This is a genomic window from Methylobacterium sp. J-070, assembly GCF_022829385.1.
Taxonomy (GTDB): Bacteria; Pseudomonadota; Alphaproteobacteria; order Rhizobiales; family Beijerinckiaceae; genus Methylobacterium.
The window spans coordinates 1-19,878 of the sequence record NZ_JAKSXX010000045.1; the positions used below are offsets into that span (position 1 = coordinate 1).

16 protein-coding genes and 1 rRNA gene are annotated in these 19,878 nt (G+C 72.1%); 6 read left to right on the forward strand and 11 right to left on the reverse strand.

Features of this window, described 5'->3' with window-relative positions; all coding sequences use genetic code 11:
* The 4 genes from MKL01_RS02050 to metG form a co-directional block, all read right to left on the reverse strand.
* Positions 1–81: ribosomal RNA gene (locus MKL01_RS02050) — 16S ribosomal RNA — on the reverse strand; the annotation flags it as partial.
* A 451-nt stretch (positions 82–532) separates the two neighbouring features.
* Entirely contained in the window at positions 533–1,336 is an 804-nt protein-coding gene (locus MKL01_RS02055; RefSeq protein ID WP_243903572.1) for an MBL fold metallo-hydrolase, read from the reverse strand.
* On the reverse strand, positions 1,324–2,148 hold the full coding sequence (locus MKL01_RS02060; protein WP_243903573.1) for a TatD family hydrolase: 825 nt from the start codon (positions 2,146–2,148) through the stop codon (positions 1,324–1,326). The genes MKL01_RS02055 and MKL01_RS02060 overlap by 13 nt, the downstream gene beginning before the upstream one ends.
* Before the next feature lie 47 nt (positions 2,149–2,195).
* Positions 2,196–3,773, reverse strand: a complete 1,578-nt coding sequence (gene metG / locus MKL01_RS02065; RefSeq protein ID WP_243903574.1) for a methionine--tRNA ligase — start codon at positions 3,771–3,773, stop codon at positions 2,196–2,198.
* Between the two features lie 568 nt (positions 3,774–4,341).
* Between metG and argC the strand changes: the two genes are divergently transcribed.
* Positions 4,342–5,319 (forward strand): N-acetyl-gamma-glutamyl-phosphate reductase, encoded by a 978-nt coding sequence (gene argC, locus MKL01_RS02070; RefSeq protein ID WP_243903575.1) that lies wholly within the window; start codon positions 4,342–4,344, stop codon positions 5,317–5,319.
* Between the two features lie 224 nt (positions 5,320–5,543).
* On the forward strand, positions 5,544–6,548 hold the full coding sequence (locus MKL01_RS02075; protein ID WP_243903576.1) for a DUF2891 domain-containing protein: 1,005 nt from the start codon (positions 5,544–5,546) through the stop codon (positions 6,546–6,548).
* Between the two features lie 172 nt (positions 6,549–6,720).
* Here MKL01_RS02075 and MKL01_RS02080 read toward each other — a convergent pair whose 3' ends face one another.
* From MKL01_RS02080 to MKL01_RS02105, 6 genes are all read right to left on the reverse strand, one after another.
* Positions 6,721–7,773 carry a DNA polymerase III subunit delta' gene (locus MKL01_RS02080; RefSeq protein WP_243903577.1) on the reverse strand — a complete coding sequence of 351 codons (1,053 nt, stop codon included), beginning with the start codon at positions 7,771–7,773 and terminating at the stop codon, positions 6,721–6,723.
* A gap of 134 nt (positions 7,774–7,907) precedes the next feature.
* Positions 7,908–8,636 carry a dTMP kinase gene (tmk, locus tag MKL01_RS02085; RefSeq protein ID WP_243903578.1) on the reverse strand — a complete coding sequence of 243 codons (729 nt, stop codon included), beginning with the start codon at positions 8,634–8,636 and terminating at the stop codon, positions 7,908–7,910.
* 10 nt (positions 8,637–8,646) lie between these two features.
* A complete protein-coding gene (locus MKL01_RS02090) occupies positions 8,647–9,885 on the reverse strand; it encodes a D-alanyl-D-alanine carboxypeptidase family protein (RefSeq protein ID WP_243903579.1) in 1,239 nt (412 codons plus the stop codon).
* On the reverse strand, positions 9,885–11,378 hold the full coding sequence (locus tag MKL01_RS35595; protein ID WP_279604350.1) for a septal ring lytic transglycosylase RlpA family protein: 1,494 nt from the start codon (positions 11,376–11,378) through the stop codon (positions 9,885–9,887). Before MKL01_RS35595 ends, MKL01_RS02090 begins: the two co-directional genes overlap by 1 nt.
* Positions 11,379–11,788: 410 nt before the next feature.
* The gene (locus tag MKL01_RS02100; protein ID WP_243903580.1) at positions 11,789–12,109 is read right to left on the reverse strand and encodes a ribbon-helix-helix domain-containing protein; all 321 of its coding nucleotides are present in this window, start codon (positions 12,107–12,109) and stop codon (positions 11,789–11,791) included.
* On the reverse strand, positions 12,093–12,740 hold the full coding sequence (locus MKL01_RS02105; protein WP_243903581.1) for a ParA family protein: 648 nt from the start codon (positions 12,738–12,740) through the stop codon (positions 12,093–12,095). The genes MKL01_RS02100 and MKL01_RS02105 overlap by 17 nt, the downstream gene beginning before the upstream one ends.
* A gap of 382 nt (positions 12,741–13,122) precedes the next feature.
* On the opposite strand from MKL01_RS02105, the gene MKL01_RS02110 reads away from it, so the two are divergent.
* Positions 13,123–13,683 (forward strand): PAS domain-containing protein, encoded by a 561-nt coding sequence (locus MKL01_RS02110; RefSeq protein WP_243903582.1) that lies wholly within the window; start codon positions 13,123–13,125, stop codon positions 13,681–13,683.
* A 122-nt stretch (positions 13,684–13,805) separates the two neighbouring features.
* Positions 13,806–15,443 carry an acyl-CoA synthetase gene (locus MKL01_RS02115; RefSeq protein WP_243903583.1) on the forward strand — a complete coding sequence of 546 codons (1,638 nt, stop codon included), beginning with the start codon at positions 13,806–13,808 and terminating at the stop codon, positions 15,441–15,443.
* A gap of 25 nt (positions 15,444–15,468) precedes the next feature.
* Here the strand turns inward: MKL01_RS02115 and MKL01_RS02120 are convergent, their stop codons facing one another.
* Positions 15,469–15,642 (reverse strand): hypothetical protein, encoded by a 174-nt coding sequence (locus MKL01_RS02120; RefSeq protein ID WP_243903584.1) that lies wholly within the window; start codon positions 15,640–15,642, stop codon positions 15,469–15,471.
* A gap of 300 nt (positions 15,643–15,942) precedes the next feature.
* Here MKL01_RS02120 and MKL01_RS02125 point away from each other — a divergent pair, with 300 nt between their 5' ends.
* Both MKL01_RS02125 and MKL01_RS02130 read left to right on the forward strand, forming a co-directional pair.
* Positions 15,943–17,277, forward strand: a complete 1,335-nt coding sequence (locus tag MKL01_RS02125; RefSeq protein WP_243903585.1) for an alpha/beta hydrolase — start codon at positions 15,943–15,945, stop codon at positions 17,275–17,277.
* 324 nt (positions 17,278–17,601) lie between these two features.
* Positions 17,602–19,866, forward strand: coding sequence for a TonB-dependent siderophore receptor (locus MKL01_RS02130; RefSeq protein ID WP_243903586.1), 2,265 nt, complete (start codon positions 17,602–17,604; stop codon positions 19,864–19,866).
* The last annotated feature ends 12 nt before the right edge of the window (positions 19,867–19,878 follow it).

Genomic DNA, 19,878 nt, shown 5'->3' on the forward strand with positions numbered 1-19,878 from the left:
ACCCCGAAGGGCCCGCTCGACTTGCATGTGTTAAGCCTGCCGCCAGCGTTCGCTCTGAGCCAGGATCAAACTCTCACGTTGAAGAGATTGATCTGGCCGATCACGTGTATTCTCAGACGGAGCCTCACAATCGACCAGGCACCCAAACGCTTCACAGCGCCCAAATACCCGTCGGTGAGCTCAAAAAGAGAAACACACGATCGGCACAAGTCTCTCACGCCAGGGCCTAAGCCCCAGCCGCAAGGACAAACGCCGCCCGCGTCTCCCTTCCTCAAATCCAACTTGTCAAAGAGCCGCCCCGTCGCCGGAGCCCATCACGCGGCAAACAGAAGACCGCCCGGCAACCTCGCCGGCCAGTCCCGCCGCTTGTCAGAAGATAGACCAGCGCCCGGACCACTCTCGCGGCCGGCGCCGATGAGCCGGGGTATAGATCCACCAATCACTGCCGTCAACAGGCTTGTTGGCCGGGAAGCCGATTTTCTTGGACTCCGCCGACGACAGGTGTGTGACGCCCGATTCGCCCCCCAGGCCTTCAGGCGTCGACGCTCAGGCTCAGGCCGTCATAGGCGGGCACGACCCCCTCCGGCAGCCGCGCCGCCAGGGCGGCGTAATCGAGGTCGGTGTGCAGGTTGGTCAGCACCGCCCGGCGCGGCCTGACCTCGGCGATCAGGGCGAGCGCATCGGAGACCGAGAAGTGCGTCGGGTGCGGAATGTCCCGCAGGGCGTCGATGATCAGCAGCTCGAGACCGAACAGCCTGGCCAGGCTCGCCTCCGGGATCAGGCTGACGTCGGGCATGTAGGCGGCGGCGCCGAAGCGGAAGCCCAGGGCCGCCTCGGTCCCGTGCTCCACCGGGAGCGACTCCACGGTGATCGGACCGCCCGCCCCCTGCACGATCAGGTCCCGGTCGACGGGGAGATCGTGCAGGTCGAGGATCGGCGGGTAGGCGCTCCCGGGGGGCGTCTCGAAGCAGTAGCCGAACCGGCTCGTGAGCAGCGACCGGGTCAGGGCCTCGGCATAGACCGGGATGCGCGCCCGCATGGCGATCACCAGCGGGCGCAGGTCGTCGATGCCGTGGGTATGGTCGGCATGGGCGTGGGTATAGGCCACCCCGTCGAGGTGCCGCACCTCCGCGTCGATGAGCTGCTCGCGCAGGTCCGGCGCGGTGTCGACCAGAAGCGTGGTCCGGCCCGACCCCGACAGGCGCTCGACCAGGATCGAGCAGCGCCGCCGCCGGTTGCGCGGGTTCTCCGGGTCGCAGGCGCCCCAGCCGCTGCCGACCCGCGGCACCCCGCCGGACGAGCCGCAGCCGAGGATGCGCAGGGTCAGGCGCGCCATCCGGATCCCCCGCTCCGGCCCGCCCCCTCCCCGGGCGCCGCCTTGTCGAACAGGCGGAAGAAATTGGCCGTGGTGATCCGCGAGAAATCCTCGGCGGAGAGCCCCAGGGTCCCGGCGAGCGACCGGGCGGTGTCGGCCGTGTAGGCCGGCTCGTTGGTCCGGCCGCGATGGGGCTCGGGGGCGAGGAACGGCGCGTCGGTCTCCACCAGGATCCGGTCCAGGGGCACGGCCCGGGCGATGTCGCGCAGGGCGTGCGAGCGGCGGAAGGTGACGATGCCGGAGAACGACACGAACAGGCCCAGCTCCACGCCGACCTTCGCCAGCCGCGGCCCCGACGAGAAGCAGTGCAGCACCGCCCGGAACGGTGTCCGACCCATCTCGTCGGCGAGTATCCGCTCCATGGGGTCGTCGGCGTCCCGGGCGTGGATCACCAGCGGCAGGCCGGAGAGGCGCGCCGCCGCGATATGGGCGCGCAGCACCCGCTCCTGCACCGCCTCGGGGGCGGCGTCGGGGTAGTGGTAGTCGAGCCCCGCCTCGCCGATCCCGACGCAGCGCGGGCTGCCGGCGGCGAGCGCCGCGATCGTCTCGGCGGGCACGTCCGGCTCCTCGGCGGCCCCGTCCGGATGGGTGCCGATCGTGTGCCAGACCTCCGGATGGGCCTCGGCGATCGCCCGGTAGGTGTCGGCCCGGGCGACCCGGGTCGAGATCGTGAGCATCCCGGCGACGCCCGCGTCCTTCGCCCGGGCGATCACCCCGGGCAGGTCGGCGGAGAAATCCGGGAAGTCGAGGTGGCAGTGGCTGTCGATGAGCATCGGGTCTCGGGGCCGTCGGGCGGGAGGGGCCTCGGGCGGGAGGGGCTTCAGGCGGAAGGGGTTTCGGGGCGCTCGAAGCGCGGGAAGATCGGCGCCGGCTCGGGTAGGGGCGTGCCGGGCACGAGGCGCCCGCCCGCCCCCACGTCGGCAAGCATGCGCCGGTCGGCCGGCACCGCCAGCAGGTCCAGGAGCTTGGCGGCCGCCCCGGGGACGAACGGCTGAACCAGGATGCCGAAGGCCCGCAGAGCCTCCAGGGTCGTGGCGAGCACGGCGTTCATCCGCGCCGGGTCGGACTTGCGGAGCTTCCACGGCTCCTGCCCGGCGAAGTAGCGGTTGGCCTCGGCGACCACCGCCCAGATCTCGGCCAGGATGGTGTGGAGCGCGAGGTCGCCCATCAGGTCCCGTACCTTCGCCGGCAGGGCGTCGACCTGGGCCAGCAGGGCGCGGTCGGCCGGGTCCGCGGCGGCGGAATCCGGCACCGCGCCGCCGCAGTTCTTGGCGACCATCGAGAGCGAGCGCTGGGCGAGGTTGCCGAGATCGTTGGCGAGGTCGGCGTTGATCCGGCCGATGATCGCCTCGTGGCTGTAGCTGCCGTCGCCGCCGAACGGGACCTCGCGCAGCACGAAGTAGCGCACGGGATCGACCCCGTAGGTGTCGGCGAGCTCGAACGGGTCGAGCACGTTGCCCAGCGACTTCGACATCTTCTCGCCCTTGGAGAGCAGGAAGCCGTGGCCGAAGACGCGCCTGGGCAGGGGCAGCCCGGCCGACATCAGGAAGGCCGGCCAGTAGACCGCGTGGAACCGGACGATGTCCTTGCCGATCACGTGGAGGTCCATCGGCCAGAACTGTTTTCGGGGATCGGACTCGTCGGGGAAGCCCGTCACCGTCAGGTAGTTGGTCAGGGCGTCGACCCAGACGTACATGACGTGGTTCGGATGCCCCGGCACCGGCACGCCCCAGTCGAAATTGGTGCGGCTGACCGAGAGGTCCTTGAGGCCGGAGCGCACGAAGCTGGCCACCTCGTTCCTGCGGGTTTCGGGCCCGATGAAGTCCGGCTGGTCCTCGTAGAGCTTCAGCAGACGGTCCTGGTAGGCGGACAAACGGAAAAGAAAATTCTCCTCCTCCATCCACACCACCGGCGTGTCGGTGGCGAGGCTGCGGCGGCTGCCGTCCTCCAGGAGCCGGGTCTCGGCTTCGTCGTAATAGGCCTCGTCGCGGACCGAGTACCAGCCGGCGTAGGTGTCGAGGTAGATGTCGCCGTTGGCCTCCATCCGCCGCCAGATCGCCTGGGCGGCCTCGTAATGGCCCGGCTCGGTGGTGCGGATGAAGCGGTCGTAGGCGCAGCCCATCCGGTCGGCCATGGCCTGGAAGCGGGCGGCCGTGCCGTCGACATAGGCGCGGGGGCTGGTGCCGGCCCGGGTCGCGGCCTGCTGGATCTTGAGCCCGTGCTCGTCGGTGCCGGTCGAGAACAGCACGTCGTAGCCGTCGAGCCGGTGGAACCGCGCGATCGCGTCGGCGGCGATCACCTCGTAGGCGTGGCCGATATGGGGCGCGCCGTTGGGGTAGGAGATCGCGGTCGAGAGGCCGAAGGTCTTTTTGGAGTGCGCCGGGGCGTTGGACGTCACGTTTGTGGTGTTCCGGATGAGCGCGGGAGGCTGCCCGCGTTGTCGCGCGGCAGCGGCCGGGACGCAACCGCCGCAGGGCTCCGGGGACCGACGGTCCCGTCCGTCCGGGATTGCGCAGCAGGGCCTTGAACCCGGGCCTGCCGGCCGCAAGGCGTGCCGGAACCGGGATCGGCGCGCCGGCCCTGCCGCCGGATGCGCCTCATCGCTCCGCGCGCCGCAGCGCCGGGGCACCGCCCGGGGCGATCGCGGCTGAGAGCCACCGGGGGGCCGAAGAGGATGCCGCGGGCCGGGACGGTCAGGAGGGACAAAAAAACCGGAACCTCGTCGAGGGCCCTGGAATACGCCGGGGGGCGTCGGACCCGGATTTTCGATCCCGGCCGGCGCCTTGCCAACCGCGCGACCGGGCTGCGACCGCGCGGCGCGTGCGGGTTGCATCGGAGGCTCGAACCCGGCTCGTGACGGCCGTCGAAGGTCGTGACCAGACTTTCGCAACAGGAACGAAAGATGCATCAAGGCCGGGTCGTGGCTCGGCCTGGATGTTCGCTCACGCCCGCAGGAGGACACCGCGATGAGCCTTCGCGTCGGCATTGTCGGGATCAGCGGTTTCGGCGGCGGCGAGGTGCTGCGCCTGATCGCGAGCCACCCGGCTTTCGAGCTCGTCTACGCCGCGGGTGAGGGCAGCGCCGGCAGCCGCTTGGTGGACCGCTTCCCCGGCGTGCCGGCCAGGCTGGCCGGGCTGGTGATCGAGACGTGGGACCCTGTCGCCCTGCCGAGGCTCGACGTGCTGTTCGCGTCGTTGCCCACGGGGACCTCGGCCGGGGCGCTGGCGCGCGTCCCCGCGCCCGTGAAGATCGTCGACATCGGCGGCGACCACCGCTACGTCGCGGGCTGGGCCTACGGCCTGGCCGACGTCTGGCCCTCCGAGATCGCGGATCGGAGCCGTGTCGCCAATCCCGGCTGCTTCCCCGCGGCGACGCTGACCGCGCTGGCGCCGCTGCTGGCCGACCGGCTGATCGAGCCCGGCAACATCGTGATCGACGCCAAGACCGGCATCTCCGGTGCCGGCCGGGGCGGCGTCGACAGCCGGATCGGCTATGCCGAGAGCAACGAGAACCTCGTGCCCTACGGTCTGCTCAAGCACGTCCACATGCCCGAGATGGCCGAGACGATCGAGCGGCTCGGCGGCGGCAGCGCGGCCGGGCTGGTGTTCACGCCGCACCTGGTGCCGATGACCCGCGGCGTCCTCGCCACCATCTACTGCCGCGGCCACGCCACCACGGGCCAGTGCCTGGACGCGGCCCGGCGCTTCTACGCCGGTCGGGCGTTCGTCCGCGTGACCGACAAGCCGCCGCAGACCAAATGGGCGACCGGCTCGAACCTCGCCTTCGTCAGCTATGCGGCCGATCCGGAGCGCAATCTGGTGATCGCGATGGGCGTGGTCGACAATCTCGGCAAGGGCGCGGCCGGTCAGGCGGTGCAGAATGCAAACCTGATCTGCGGCCTGCCGGAGACCGCAGGGCTGGACGGCGTCCCGGTTTGGCCGTGAGATCTTCCGCGGGTCCGTGCCGTCCGTCGGTCGCCTGCCCGACGGTGGGATCGACCCCGTTCCGCGGACGGACTTGAGTCGGGCTGGCAAGGCCGGGCGCCTGCGCGTGGGGGCGCCCGGGTGATACAAGTCCGACGGCCGCGCGCCTGCCGTCGCTTCCGGCGCTTCCGGAGCGGGAGGCCCCGCAACCGCATCGCGTCCCGTCTCAGCCCCGGTCCCCCGTCGTGCCGCATACCCTGACCCCCGAGACCGCCGCCCGCCTCGCCGCCGTCACGCTCGCGCACGTCACCCGCGCGTATCCCAACAAGCCGGATCACGTGCTGGGGGGACCCGAGGATGCCCGGCCGCCGTCCGTCCTCCATCCGGTCTTCTACGGCAGCTACGATTGGCACTCCTGCGTCCATGGCTACTGGCTCCTGGGGCATGTCCTCCGACGCTTCCCCGACGGTGCGCAGGCGGCGGCGATCCGCGCCCTGTTCGACCGGCAGCTCGTGCCGGCGAAGATCGCCGGGGAATGCGCCTACCTCGCCGCGCCGACCGCGCGGGGGTTCGAGCGCCCCTACGGCTGGGCCTGGCTCCTGAAGCTCGCCCACGCGCTGTCCCTCCTGCCGGAGACGCGGTGGTCCCGTGCGCTGACACCCCTCGCCGACATCATCGCGCAACGCGTCCGGGACTTCCTGCCGATCGCGCCCTATCCGGTGCGGGTGGGCACCCACTTCAACACGGCGTTCGGGCTGCGGATGGCCGCCGACTACGCCGAGGGCGCGGGCGACGCGGCCCTGACCGCGCTCCTGATCGAAACGGCCGAGACCTGGTACGGCGACGACGCCGATTGCCCGGCCTGGGGCGAGCCGGGCGGCGACGACTTCCAGTCCCCCGCGCTGATCGAGGCGGAGTGCATGCGGCGCCTCCTGCCGCGGGAGCGCTTCCTGCCCTGGTTCGACCGGTTCCTGCCGCACCTCGCGCTCCGGCGGCCCGCGACGCTGTTCGTCCCCGCCCGCGCGACCGATCGCAGCGACGGCAAGATCGCGCATCTCGACGGCCTGAACCTGAGTCGCGCGTGGTGCTTCCGCGCCCTGGCGCGCGCGCTGCCGCCGGGCGATCCCCGCGGCGTCGCCATGCTGGCGGCGGCCGACACCCATCTCGACGCCGGTCTCTCTCACCTGACCACGGACTACATGGGTGAGCATTGGCTCTCGACCTTCGCGGTCTTGGCCATGGATGCTTGACCGCCGGGATCGGCCCGCGTCTCCTGCCCGGACCGAGACGTCCGAGGACGTATCCGGCACCGCCTGCCAGGCCGCGTGGCCTTCGACCCTGAACAGGCCGGTCGAGGCATCGGCTCGGGCAGCGGGGGGGATCGCGCGCGCTCCACCAGTAGGGGGCCGTGGCGGCCCCGCGCTAGCCGACCTCGGCCAGATCCCCGAACAGCGACAGCACCACCGGGCGCCGGTCGAGATTGTAGATCGCCGCCTCCCGGGCGGCGCGGCCGAAGCGGTCGGCGACCTCCACCAGGGCGGCGAGCCGCGCCGGCGGCTCGTCCCGGCGACGGTCGAGCTCGGCCGAGACGAAGCGCAGGACCGCGTCCTGGGCGGCCTCGAACCGCGCCTCCGCGTCCCGGCCCGCCAGGGTCTCGGCGAACTTGAGCACCCGGCCCCAGTCGGGCGTGTGCGCCCGGGCCAGCAGGGTCTCGACCTCGGCGACGAGGCCGGCCGTGACCGGGTCGAGCATCGCCAGCGCCCGGGCGACCGAGCCCTCGCACTGCGCGACCGCCCGGGCCAGGGCGGCATCCTCGGGCTGCGGGAACGGGGCGGGCAGGCCGCGCACCACGCGCGCCACCTCGTCCGGCGCCAGGGGACGCAGCATCAGCGCCCGGCAGCGGGAGCGTATCGTCGGCAGCAGCCGGCCGGGCTGATGCGCCAGGATCAGGAACAGCGCCCGGGGCGGCGGCTCCTCCAGCACCTTGAGCAGGGCGTTGGCGGCGTTGGCGTTCAGGTCGTCGGCGCTGTCGAGGATGCAGACCCGCCAGCCGGAATCGGTGGCCGTCGACGCGAACAGGTCCAGCGCCCGGCGGACCATGTCGACGGAGATCTTGGTCGGCAGCGCCTTGGCGCCGGCCGTCCTGTGGCGGCGCAGCGCCACGAGGTTCGGATGCGACAGGCCCGCCACCTTGCCGGTGACGGGGTCGCCCGCCGGCAGGTCGAGCCCGGCCGGGCCGCCGCCCCCGGGATGGGCGAGCAGGCGGCGCGCCACCCGGTAGGCCAGCGTCGCCTTGCCGATCCCGGGCGGGCCGCCGATCAGCCACGCATGGTGCAGGCGGCCCGCGGCGATCGCCGCCGCGAAGGACTCCGCCGCGGCGTCATGGCCGACGAGCGTCAGGGTCTCGCGCGGGCGCGGGATGCCGGGGAGGTCGCCGGGCTCGGTGTCGTCGGTGGCGCGGTCGATCGGTTTCATGGCGCGTCCCCGGACCCGGCGGGCGCTCGCCGCCCTGGCGATCCCGGTCCGGCTCTGCTTACAAGGGCGGACCCGCCGCGCCCAGCGCCCTGATGCCGGCCGCCTGCCCGCGTCCGGTTAGGGGGCGGACGCCGTCACGCCGCATCGCCCCGGCTCCCCTCCCCCGGCAGCAGATCGGGCAGGCGCGCCGCGACGGTCTCGCGGATCGCGGCCTCGACCGAGTCGGGATCGCGGCCGGCGTCGATCACCGCGCAGCGCTCCGGCTCGGCCCGGGCGATCGCCAGGAAGGCCTCCCGCAGCCGGGTGTGGAAGTCGAGGGACTCGGCCTCGAACCGGTCGGCACCCTGCCCCGCCCCCTGCCCCGCCCCCTGCCCTGCCCCGCGCGCGGCCGCGCGGGCGAGGCCGGCCTCGGGGGCCAGGTCGAGGATCAGGGTCAGGTCCGGCCGGGTCGGGCCGACCACGACCCGCTCCAGGGCGGCGACCACCGCCGGATCCAGGCCGCCCGCGGCGCCCTGGTAGGCCCGGGTCGAGTCGACGAACCGGTCGCACAGCACGGTCTCGCCGCGGCGGAGCGCCGGGCGGATCAGCCGGTCGAGGTGGTCGATCCGGGCGGCGCTGAACAGCAGGGCCTCGGCGAAGGGACCGTAGGGCTTGGCGACGCCGTCGAGGAGCGCCGTGCGGATCTCCTCCGCCCGGGGCGAGCCGCCGGGCTCGCGGGTCACGCACACGCCCCGGCCGGACCGGGCGCGCAGGGTCGCGGCGAGGCGGGCGATCTGGGTCGACTTGCCGGCGCCCTCCCCGCCCTCGAAGGTCACGAAGGCGCCCCGCGCCTCCGCGGGATCCCCGAACCGCGGCACGATCACGCGCGCGCCGTCACGACGGGTTGGCGGCCTTGTCGGCCGCCTTGTCGCCGCCGCCCTTGTCGCCGCCGCCCTTGCCGGCCCGGTCGAGGGCCTTGCGGACGAGACCGGTGCCGAATTCCAGCGCCGCGTCCATGGCCCGCTGCGGCAGCGTGCCGGGCTCCACCGCGGCGCCGGCGTAGAGGGGCTGGTCGAGGGCCACCGTGTCGCCCCGCTGGACCCGCAGGGCCCCGACCCGCTGCCCCTCCGCCACGGGGGCGACGAGCGGCCCGGTATAGACCGCCTTGGCGCTCACCCGGTCGCTGGAGCCGCGCGGCAGCAGCACCCGCACCGGCTTCTTCGCCACCAGGGGCACCGAGCCCGACTGGCCGCCGAACACGGAGGCCTCCGCCACCGTCTCGCCGGCCCCGAAGATCTGCCGGGGCTCGAAGGCGCGGAACCCCCATTCCATCAGCTTGCGCGCCTCGGCGGCGCGGTCCCGGGCGGTCTTGAGCCCCGAGACCACCAGCACCAGCCGCTGGCCGTTCTGCACCGCCGAGCCGGTCAGCGCGTAGCCGGATTCCTCCAGATAGCCGGTCTTGAGCCCGTCCGCGCCGATGTCGAGGGCGAGCAGCGGGTTGCGGTTCTGCTGGCGGATCTTGTTCCAGGTGAACTCCTTCTCGGCGAAGATCTTGTAGAAGTCCGGATAGGTCTCGATGATGTGCAGCGCGAGCTTGGCCATGTCCCGGGCCGTGACCTTCTGGTCGGGCGCCGAGTAGCCGGTGGCGTTGCGGAAGGTCGAGTTCGTCAGCCCGATCTCCTTGGCGCGCTGGTTCATCAGCCCGGCGAAGGCCTCCTCGGACCCGGCCATGTTCTCCGCGATGGTGATCGCCGCGTCGTTGCCCGACTGGACGATCAGGCCGCGCAGCAGGTCCGACATCTTGATGCGGCTGTTGACCTGCGCGAACATCGACGAGCCGCCGCCCCCCGCCCCGCCCCGCTTCCACGCGTCCTCGGTGACGGTGAACTCCGTGTCCATGGAGAGGCGGCCGGATTTCAGCGCCTCGAACACGATATCGGTGGTCATCAGCTTGGCCATGCTGGCCGGGGAGAAGCGGTCGTCGGCGGCCTTCTCGAACAGGACCGAGCCGGAATCGGCGTCGACCAGGATCGCGTGCGGCGCCGCGGTCTGGAAGCTCTGCGCGGCGGCGCCGGCGAGGCCCGCACCGAGCGCGCAGGCGGCCGCGAGAAGGGTGAGAAGGGTCCTGCGCATCACCGGTCCGTCCCGCGCCTGTCGCCCGGTCGAAGGGACTTCGACCGTATCCAGATAACAAGCGTGACCATATTATGGTTTCGGCGCCGGATCGAATGGAAATGCCGCCTCGCCGATCCGGTCCGCCGCGCCCGCGGACGCGCGCCGGCGGCGTCAGTAGATCCCGGCCAGGCGGGACGGCCGCGACCCGGCCGGCGCCGCGGCCTTGCCCGGCCCGGCCGCCGTCCTGCCGGCGGCCTTCTCGGCGGTTTTTTCCGCCGTCCTGCCGGCGGCCTTCTCGGCACCTTTTTCCGCAACCTTGGCGGTCGCGGCCGCTCGGCCCGGGGCCGCGTGCGGCGGGGCGCCGCTTCCGGCCGGCGGGGTCGCGGAGGCGAGACGCGCCAGGGCGAGCTTGGCCGAACCCGGCATCGCCGCCGGAGCGGCGTGCGCGAGCCGCGTCGGAGCGGGCGCGCCGATCCGGGCCGGCCCGACGCCGCGGATCCCGGGGGTCTCCCGTGGCCGGCCGCCGGCGGCGCGTCGGGACGCGCCGGGTTCAGGCCCGCGACCTTCAGGCCCGCGCCCCTGAGCGTGGGGGCCTGCGCGGTTGCCTGCGCCATCGCCGGCACGGGGGCGGGCCGGAACTCGCGCACCCGCGGGGCGGTGGGCTGCACGGCCGCCGGGACCGTCACGGCGGCCGCGGCCAGCACGACCGGCGCCGCCCTGCGGATCCGGGCGGCCGGGACCGCGGCGGGCTCCTCGCGCTCTTGAACCGTCTCTTGAACAGCCTCCTGGGCGGGCTTGAACGCGAGCGGCGCCGGCGTGGAGCGCGCGTAGCGCTCGGGCTCCTCCGAGGGGCCGAGATCGGCCACCATCACGGCCGAGCGGCCGGCCGGGCGTCCGTCGGTGCGCAGGCTGGCGAGCAGCTTGCGGTCGTCGCTGCCGGCGACCGAGGCTTTGCCGGCATACTCGACCCGCACCCGCGCGGTGCCCTGGCGGTGGAAGCCCAGGGCCTCGGCCGCCTCTTCCGACACGTCCATGACGCGGCCGGCGTGATAGGGGCCGCGGTCGTTGACGCGGACCACCATCGAGTAGCCGTTGTCGAGGTTGGTCACCCGGGCATAGCTCGGCAGCGGCAGCGTCGGATGGGCGGCGGCGATCGAGTGGCGGTCGAACACCTCGCCGTTGGCGGTCATGCGGCCGTGGAAGGCGGACCCGTACCAGGAGGCGAGGCCCTCGCGCACGTAGCCGCTCGGGTTCTCCTTGGGCACGTAGGTCTGGCCGGCCACCACGTAGGGCTTGCCGGTGTAGCGGCGGCCGCCCCCCTTCGGGATCACGTCGCCCTCGTTGTAGAGGCGCGGGCTCGCCTTGACGCCGTATTTCGGATCGACGCCGTTGCCGGCGGAGAGCGTCTGCTGGGGCGCGGTGGCGCAGTTGGCGGTGGCCAGGGCCATGCCCGAGACCGCCATGACCCGCAGGGCGAGGCGCGCCGGCCGGGGAAGCGTCGTGCGCACCATCGTGGAATTCACCAAACTCGACGCGTGACCGGGACCGGCCGCGCCAAGAAGGCCGTCGCCGGGTCCACCCAGAATTGTAGCGGTCGCGTAAAGGAAGCCTGAACGACGCCGGCCGCCGGGGTTCAGGAGGCGGGCCAGGCGGGGCCGGAAGGCTCGGAGGTGACGTGAAGAAGAGCGAAGAAGCCGCTGCCGGAGAACGAGAAAATCCGGCACTCCAGCAAGGCGTGCCTCGCCCGCCCCCGTGGAGGCGGCTGCGGGATTCGCCCACCGTGTTGAGCGCCGCACAGAACCCGAGGTGTGACGAGCGGGGCGCAGAGGGGGGAGGGAGAGACGCGGGGGCACCCTCCGTCTCGGTGAACGCCCCCCGCATCTCCCCGGGAAACGCCGGTCCGCCGCCCCGGAGGGTTCCCTCAGCGCGATTGCGGGTCGGTCAGCTGCGCGATCGACCGGGCGCCGCGCTGCTTGAACAGCAGGTCGAGCCCCTCCAGCATCAGGGCGTGCATCTTGGTCCGCTCGGCGTAGGCGAGGTCCCGGAGCTGGTCGTAGACCGGCGGCTCCAGGTAGACCGACATCTGGCGGGCGCGCTGCTTGAGCGTGGCGGCCGGCTTCGGCGCCGGGGGCGCCAGGGCCAGCGACACGATCTCGGCGCCCTGCGGCCGGGACGAGAGCCGGTCCGGCGGGTTCGCCGAGGCCACGATCGCCGCGAGGCTGAGCTTAGGCGGCTTGGACATGCTGACCGGTCCTCAGGGACTGCGTGCGGCGCTCGACCCACGACCAGAGGCGGCGGACTTCCCCGGCGGCCTGTCCCTTGGGGTTGAACTCGGTGACGCCCTGGCCGAGACCGATCGCGTCCTGGTGGTCGGTGCGGGAGACGATGTTCACGTCGGGCAGGATCCCGAGCACCGCCAGGCCGTCCGACGCGTCGCGGACCCGGTAGGAGCGCGGCGGGGTCTGGTTCAGCACGAAGGCGAACTTCTTCTCCAGCCGGTAGACGGCCGCGAGCGTCGGCTTGAACGCCCGCAGGTCCGCGGGGGTCGGCCGGCACGGGATGATGCAGAGATCCGCGGCGCGGATCGCCGAGAGCGTGCCGGTGGAATCGACCCCCGGCGTGTCGATGAACACGTAGTCGTAGGCGGAGTCGCGCAGGCGCTCCATCACGGCGTCGATCTGCGTGGCGTCGATCTGCGCCACCTCCGGGCCGTCGGCGGTGCGGTGGTCGAGCCAGTCGGAGATCGTGGCCTGGCGGTCCATCTCCAGGATGCAGACCGTGTGGCCGGCCTCCCGGGCGGCCACCGCCAGGGAGATGCACAGCGTGCTCTTGCCGCTGCCACCCTTCTGCGTGACGAAGGTGATCGCTTTCATCCTGGGCGTCCTCCAGAAGGCCCCGCAGAAGGACCCGCGCATCCCGTCCCGCGGCGCCGCGTGCCGACGCCGCGCCGATCGGGTCAACCTCAGGTCCCCGAGTCGCGGCCTGCCGCGATCCTGTGACCCAAGGATGCCCGACGCACGGTGCGTCCGGCATGGTTAATGAGTCGTTAAGATCGCGATCCGGCTTCGGTTTGCAGGTGCGGGTCGAGAGCGAGGCAAGGTTTTAAACTTCAGGTTAAGATTTTTGGCGTAGAATGGGTTAACAGCCTTTTCAGAGCCGCGAGGATACCGTAGCGTGAAGAGCGGCGACATCAGGAGCTGGTCGGAGGTGAATACCTCAAGTTTAAAGGCGTTGGATGTCCCGGCGAGGAATGGCATGGCCGAAGCCCCGATCCCGCAATCCGTCCTTGAGGCCTCCGGCGTGATCGGCACGTGGGTCCACGATTACTGGGCCGGGCAGCTGGAACTCTCGGCGACCCTGGCGGGTCTGCTCGGCCTCGACCCGGAGGCGGCGGCGACCGGCGTCTCGCTCGAGGCCTTCCTGGACCGCACCCATCCCGAGGATCGGGTCCGCATCGAGAGCTACCTGCACGCGGTGGCGGCGACCGGCGGCCCCATGGAGGCGGAGTTCCGAACCCGGGACACGCGGGACGGTATCCGCACGCTGGTGCTGCGCGGCCGGATCGAGCGCGACCCCTCCGGCGGGACGACCCGGGGGCGGGGCATCGCCATCGACCGGACGGAGGAGCAGGCGGCCAATCTCGTGCAGAGCGAGCGCGTGGTGAACCGGATGGCCGAGCACATCATCGCCCTGCGCGAACTCGCCCGGGCGCTGCATCGGCCGGCGCTCACGGACCGGATCGAGCACCTGATGATCGAGATCGGCTTCGAACTCGCCCGCTTCCTCCCCGAGCCCGAGGACGAGCCGCGCCACTGAGGCGCAAGCGGCCGGGCCCCGCTTTCGGGACGCCGCGTTCGCGGCGCGGGACCGTCGCGCGCGATTGATCGCGCCGGTTCCGGCAAGCTACTGTCCCGGCAACACGTTGCCGGGAGGACGGGATGGCCCGCGACACGATCTACGACCGCGACCTCGACCGCGTGCCGGCCAACCACCAGCCGCTGACCCCCCTGCTCTACCTGGACCGGGCCGCACGGGTGTTTCCCGACCACGTCGCGGTGGTCCACGGCACCCTGCGGCGGACCTATCGGGAGCTCTACGCCCGGGCCCGCCGGCTCGCCGGGGCGCTGGCGGGGCGCGGGCTCGGCCGCGGCGACACCGTGGCGGTCCTGCTCGCCAACACCCCCGAGATGATCGAGTGCCACTACGGCGTGCCGATGACCGGGGCGGTGCTCAACACCCTCAACACCCGCCTCGACGCCGCCGCGATCCGCTTCGGCCTGGAGCACGGCGAGGCCAAGGTGCTGATCACCGACCGCGAGTTTTCCGGCACCGCCGCGGCGGCCCTGGAGGGGCTCGCCACCAAGCCGTTCGTGATCGACGTCGACGATCCGGACTATGACGGGCCGGGCGTGCGGCTCGGCGAGACCGATTACGAGGCGTTCCTGGCGGCCGGCGACCCGGACTACGGCTGGCAGCTGCCCGACGACGAGTGGGACGCGATCACGCTGAACTACACGTCCGGCACCACGGGCGACCCGAAGGGCGTGGTCTACCACCACCGGGGGGCGGCGCTGCTGGCGCTGGGCAACGTCATCACGGGCGGGCTCGGCCAGCACCCGGTCTATCTCTGGACGCTGCCGATGTTCCACTGCAACGGCTGGTGCTTCCCCTGGACCCTGTCGATCGTGGCCGGCACCCATGTCTGCCTGCGCCAGGTGCGGGCGGAGGCGATGTACCGGCTGATGGACGCCCACGCGGTCACGCATCTCTGCGGCGCGCCGATCGTCATGCAGATGCTGATCAACGCCCCCGATGCCGAGCGCCGGGACCTGCCCCGGCGGGTCGCCTTCTTCACCGCCGCCGCCCCGCCCCCCGAGGCGGTGCTGGCGGGCATGTCGGAGGCGGGCTTCGACGTCACCCACCTGTACGGCCTGACCGAGAGCTACGGCCCGGCGGTGGTCAACGCCTGGAACGCGGACTGGGATGCCCTGGCGGCCGACCAGCGGGCGGCCAAGAAGGCCCGCCAGGGGGTGCGCTACCCCGTGCTGGAGGCCCTCGACGTGCGCGACCCGGAGACCCTCGAGCCGGTGCCCGCCGACGGGGCGACGATCGGCGAGGTGATGATGCGCGGCAACGTGGTGATGCGCGGCTACCTCAAGAACCCCGCGGCCACGCAGGCCGCCTTCGCGGGCGGCTGGTTCCGCACCGGCGATCTCGGGGTGAAGCACGCGGACGGCTACATCCAGCTCAAGGACCGCTCGAAGGACATCATCATCTCGGGCGGCGAGAACATCTCGTCGATCGAGGTCGAGGACGCGCTGTTCAAGCATCCGGCGGTGGCGGCCGCCGCGGTGGTGGCCAAGCCCGATCCGAAATGGGGCGAGAGCCCCTGCGCCTTCGTGGAGCTCAAGCCGGGGGCGTCGCCGAGCGCCGACGAGCTGATCCAGTGGTGCCGGGGGCGGCTGGCCTCCTACAAGCTTCCACGCCACGTGGTGTTCGGGGAGTTGCCCAAGACCTCCACCGGCAAGGTGCAGAAGTTCCTCCTGCGCGCCCGCGCCCGGGAGGACGAAGCCTGAGGCGACCGGGGAGCGGGCGGGCCGATCAGGCCTGCGGGGGATCCCGACGGTCGGCGCGCACCGGAATCCGCACGGCCTTGGCGGCGCGCAGGTCGGCCGCGACCTGGGCGAAGAACGCCTGGAACGACACCAGGCTGAACAGCCCGATGGAGGCGACGAGGGCGGCGGAGACCAGGGTCTTGGCGGTTGCGGGATCCACGGCTTGGAGTCCTTGGTTCGGTCTCGCCCGGAGCGATCCCGGGCGCGGGCGCCGCTTCCGGCGCTCCGACTTCGTCAAGGTGGGCGCTCCGTCGCGGCCGCACCAGCGCCGCCGTCGGCGCGCCAGGCATGCGTGTGGGTCCGGGCTCTGCTGGAATCCTGGTTACCGTGGCTCCCGGCGCGGCGGGCGTGCGGAACGCGCGTTTGATGTGTGGGACGGTGCAGCTTTCCCGTCTGGCCGAGCGTTGCGTTTCCCGCGATAAGCGCCCGCGCGGAGATGGGTGCATCCGGGAGACACGGTATGGCCGGCAACGGCATCGCGAACGGCGCCTTCGCGGCTTTGCTGGCCGTCCAGGCGACGCTCCTGGCGGCGGGGGCGGCGCGGGCGCAAGGAACGATCCCGGCCCCGCCGCCGCCGCAGGCGACGTCTCCGTCCCGTTCTCCGGCGCAGGGAGACGCGCAAGGGGCTTTCCAGGGTGCCTCCCGGGGACGTTCCCAAGGAACCTCCCAACAGGCTTCCCAAGGGGCCTCGGAGGAAGCGTCTCGGGCGCCTGAGCCGGCCGAGCCGGCCGAGCCGGTGACCCGGGCGGGCTATTTCTACATCGGCGGCCGCTACGAGAAGGTCGGCGACAGGACCGTGATGGTCGGCCAGATGTTCGTGCAGTCGCGCACCCCGGCCCGGATCACCCAGGCCTACCCGGTGGTGATGGTGCACGGTCTCGCCCAGACCGGCGTGAACTATCTCGCCACCGCGGACGGCCGCCCGGGCTGGGTGCAGCGCTTCGTCGAGCGGGGCTATCAGGTCTACGTGGTCGATCAGGTCGGGCGCGGGCGCTCGGGCACCAACCCGGAAGTCTACGGCCCCTACGACCGGCTCGGCACCCGCAGCCTGGAGCGGACCCACACGGCGCCGGAGGTCTACGACCTGTACCCGCAGGCCAAGCTCCATGCCCGCTGGCCGGGCGGGGCCGGCGTGCAGGGCAACGCCGCCTTCGACCAGTTCTTCGCCAGCCAGGTCCCGTTCCTGGCCAACACCCAGCAGACCGAGGAGCTGGTCGACCCCGCCCTGACGGCGCTGCTGGAGAAGATCGGGCCGGCGATCCTGCTCACCCACGGCCAGGCGGCCCTGTTCGGCTGGGCGCTCTCGGATGCGCGGCCCGACCTCGTGAAGGCGCACGTGTCGGTCGAGCCGAACGGTCCGCCGTTCTTCGACGTGCAGTTCCGCGGCGGCAAGGATTTCTGGGAGAAGATCGGGGACGGGCGCGCCCGCGCCTACGGGCTGACCCGCATGCCGCTGAGCTTCGACCCGCCCGTGAAGGCGCCCGAGGAGCTGATCGTGGCCCAGCAGGCCAAGGCGGCCGACGGGGCGGTACGCTGCTGGCTGCAGGGCGATCCCGTCCGGACCCTGCCGAACCTCGCGAAGGTGCCGGCCGTGGTGGTGACCGCGGAGGCCTCCTTCCACGCCACCTACGATGCCTGCACGGTCGCGTTCCTCGCCCAGGCCGGCGCCAAGCCCGACGTGATCCAGCTGGCCGACCGGGGCCTGCGCGGCAACGGCCACATGATGATGCTGGAGACCAACAGCGACGCCGTGGCCGACGTGCTGGCCGACTGGATCGCCCGGCGCGTGCGCTAGGCGCGGCGTCGGCCCCGTGCGGCCGGTCGAGCGGGCTTTAAGGTGACCGAGCCGGGCCATGACGGGCAGGCCGGCGCCGTGTCCGGTGGGAGACGCCCTGCCCCCTGCCCGCCCCGGCGCTACCAGGGCGTGTCGCTACGGCAACAGCTCTCGCCTGACGGTTCAAGGCCGCTTGCGGCCGCCCGGGGCTGCGCGTAGTCCTGGCAGACGAAACGTCAATAAAAACAGTACTTTATCACAATTCTAAACAGCGCGGCAGCGGCGACGGGAGCGATTCCGGCGAACGCGACCGGCTGCCCCCGGCGTCGCACACGGCCAGGTCCCATGAGAGTTGCCCACCCCCCTCCCCGCGCCCTGTGCGTCCCCGCGCGTCTCCCGCCGCGCGCCCCCGCTCGCGCCCTGCTCGCCGGCGCCTCGCTCGCCGTCCTGGCTCAGGCGGCGCCGGCCCTGGCCCAGGACGCGACGCCGTCGCGCCGGGCCGGCGTGCAGCTCGAGGAGCTCAGCGTCGAGAGCCAGGGCGGCGGCGCGCCGGTCTCGGCACCCCGCGCCGCTGCGGCCGCGCGGGCGGTGGAGAGCCCCACCGGCCCGATCGACGGCTACGTGGCGCGCCGCTCGGCCACCGCCACCAAGACCAACACCCCGCTGATCGAGACCCCGCAATCGATCACCGTGGTGGGCCGCCAGCAGCTCGACACGCAGAACGCCCAGACCCTGACGCAGGCGACGCAATACGTCGCCGGCACCTACGCGGGCACCTTCGGCGCCGACACGCGCCTCGATTTCTTCCAGCTGCGCGGCTTCGTGGTCAGCGATTACGGCCTCTACCTCAACGGCCTGCAGCTCCTGAACTACGGCTTCGCCTACAGCCGGGTCGACACGTTCGGACTGGAGCGGATCGAGGTGCTGCGCGGCCCCTCGGCGGTGCTGTTCGGCGCCGGCAATCCCGGCGGCCTGATCAACCAGATCAGCAAGCGTCCGACCGAGACCCCGTTCGGGCTGGTCGAGGCCGGCGGCGGCTCCTTCGACCAGCGCTACGCCGCCTTCGACGTCGGCGGCCCGGCCGACGCGGAGGGCCACTGGTTCACCCGGCTCACCGGCTATGCCCGCAACGGCGGCACGCAGGTCCAGGGGGCGCCGGACGACAGCTACTACATCGCCCCGGCCTTCACCTATAAGCCGGACGGGTCGACCAAGTTCACGGTGCTGTCGAGCTTCCAGCACGACAACACGGCGGTGACGGCGAACTTCCTGCCCTATTTCGGCACGGCGCGGCCGACCGTGCTGGGCCTGCGCATCCCGCGCTCGCTCAACGTGGGCGATGCCGGCTTCAACACCTACCGGCGCGACCAGGCCTTCATCGGCTACGAGTTCGAGCACGTCTTCGACGACACCTGGGCGGTCCGCCAGAACGCCCGCTACGCCCACACGCAGAGCTACCAGAATTCCTACATCGGCCAGCTCGGCTACACCGACCCGCTGCAGACGCAGCTCGGCCGCTACCTGTTCCGGGATTCCGCCAAGGTCGCGCAGCTCGACGTCGACACCCAGGCGGAGGCCAAGTTCTCGGACGGGTTCTTCCGCCACGACTTCCTGATGGGCGTGGAGTACCGGAACATCCAGATCCACGACAACCAGGCCTCGGGCTTCCCCGGCCCCGACCTCAACATCCTCGCGCCCGCCTACGGCCCGCAGGCGGTCTCGGCTTCGCCCTACCTGATCAACGCCGACTCGTTCCAGCAGGTCGGCCTGTACTTCCAGGACCAGATCAAGCTCACCCCGGAGCTGACCCTGATCCTCGGCGGCCGTCAGGACTTCGTCCAGAACACCGTCTACGACCGCCTGACGCCGTCGAACACCAACGGCCGCAACGACAGCGCCTTCACCTACCGGGCGGCGGCGATCTACAATTTCGACTTCGGCCTCGCGCCCTACATCATGTACGCGACCTCTTTCCAGCCCGAGATCGGCAGCGACATCAACAACCGGGCGTTCAAGCCCGATACCGGCGATCAGGTCGAGGGCGGCGTCAAGTTCGAGCCGCCCGGCCAGGGCTACTTCCTGACGCTGGCGGGCTTCGACATCCACCGCAACAACGTGCTCACCCCCAACCCGGTGAACACGATCTTCCAGACGCAGGTCGGCGCGGTGCGCTCCACCGGCTTCGAGGCGCAGCTGGTCGCCAACATCGCCGACGGCCTCAACCTCGTCGCATCCGTCACCAAGTTCGACTTCACCACCGTGCGGGATGCCGATCCGGCGCGGGTCGGCAAGATCCCGGTCAACATCCCGCAGACGCTCGCCTCGCTGTTTGCCGATTACACCATCCCGGTCGGGCCGTGGCGCGGCTTCGGCTTCGGCGGCGGCGTGCGCTACGTCGGGAGCTCGTTCGCGGACGTCTCCAACACCCTGCGGGTGCCCGACTACGTGCTGTTCGACGCGCAGGTGCACTACGATTACGAGAACTGGCGCTTCCAGGTGAACGCGGCGAACATCGCCGACCGGCGCTACGTCGCCTCCTGCCAGTCGAACGTGTCCTGCTTCTACGGCGACGCCCGGCGGGTGCTGGCGAAGGTCAGCTACAGGTGGTGAGGCGGAGCACCG

Excerpts from the sequence above, each read along its gene's own strand:
- MKL01_RS02055 (WP_243903572.1), bottom strand. The coding sequence starts at position 1,336 with ATGGCGCGCCTGACCCTGCGCATCCTCGGCTGCGGCTCGTCCGGCGGG.
- MKL01_RS02060 (WP_243903573.1), bottom strand. The coding sequence starts at position 2,148 with ATGCTCATCGACAGCCACTGCCACCTCGACTTCCCGGATTTCTCCGCC.
- argC (WP_243903575.1), top strand. The coding sequence starts at position 4,342 with ATGAGCCTTCGCGTCGGCATTGTCGGGATCAGCGGTTTCGGCGGCGGC.
- MKL01_RS02080 (WP_243903577.1), bottom strand. The coding sequence starts at position 7,773 with ATGAAACCGATCGACCGCGCCACCGACGACACCGAGCCCGGCGACCTC.
- MKL01_RS02090 (WP_243903579.1), bottom strand. The coding sequence starts at position 9,885 with ATGCGCAGGACCCTTCTCACCCTTCTCGCGGCCGCCTGCGCGCTCGGT.
- MKL01_RS35595 (WP_279604350.1), bottom strand. The coding sequence starts at position 11,378 with ATGGTGCGCACGACGCTTCCCCGGCCGGCGCGCCTCGCCCTGCGGGTC.
- MKL01_RS02100 (WP_243903580.1), bottom strand. The coding sequence starts at position 12,109 with ATGTCCAAGCCGCCTAAGCTCAGCCTCGCGGCGATCGTGGCCTCGGCG.
- MKL01_RS02105 (WP_243903581.1), bottom strand. The coding sequence starts at position 12,740 with ATGAAAGCGATCACCTTCGTCACGCAGAAGGGTGGCAGCGGCAAGAGC.
- MKL01_RS02110 (WP_243903582.1), top strand. The coding sequence starts at position 13,123 with ATGGCCGAAGCCCCGATCCCGCAATCCGTCCTTGAGGCCTCCGGCGTG.
- MKL01_RS02115 (WP_243903583.1), top strand. The coding sequence starts at position 13,806 with ATGGCCCGCGACACGATCTACGACCGCGACCTCGACCGCGTGCCGGCC.
- MKL01_RS02125 (WP_243903585.1), top strand. The coding sequence starts at position 15,943 with ATGGCCGGCAACGGCATCGCGAACGGCGCCTTCGCGGCTTTGCTGGCC.
- MKL01_RS02130 (WP_243903586.1), top strand. The coding sequence starts at position 17,602 with ATGAGAGTTGCCCACCCCCCTCCCCGCGCCCTGTGCGTCCCCGCGCGT.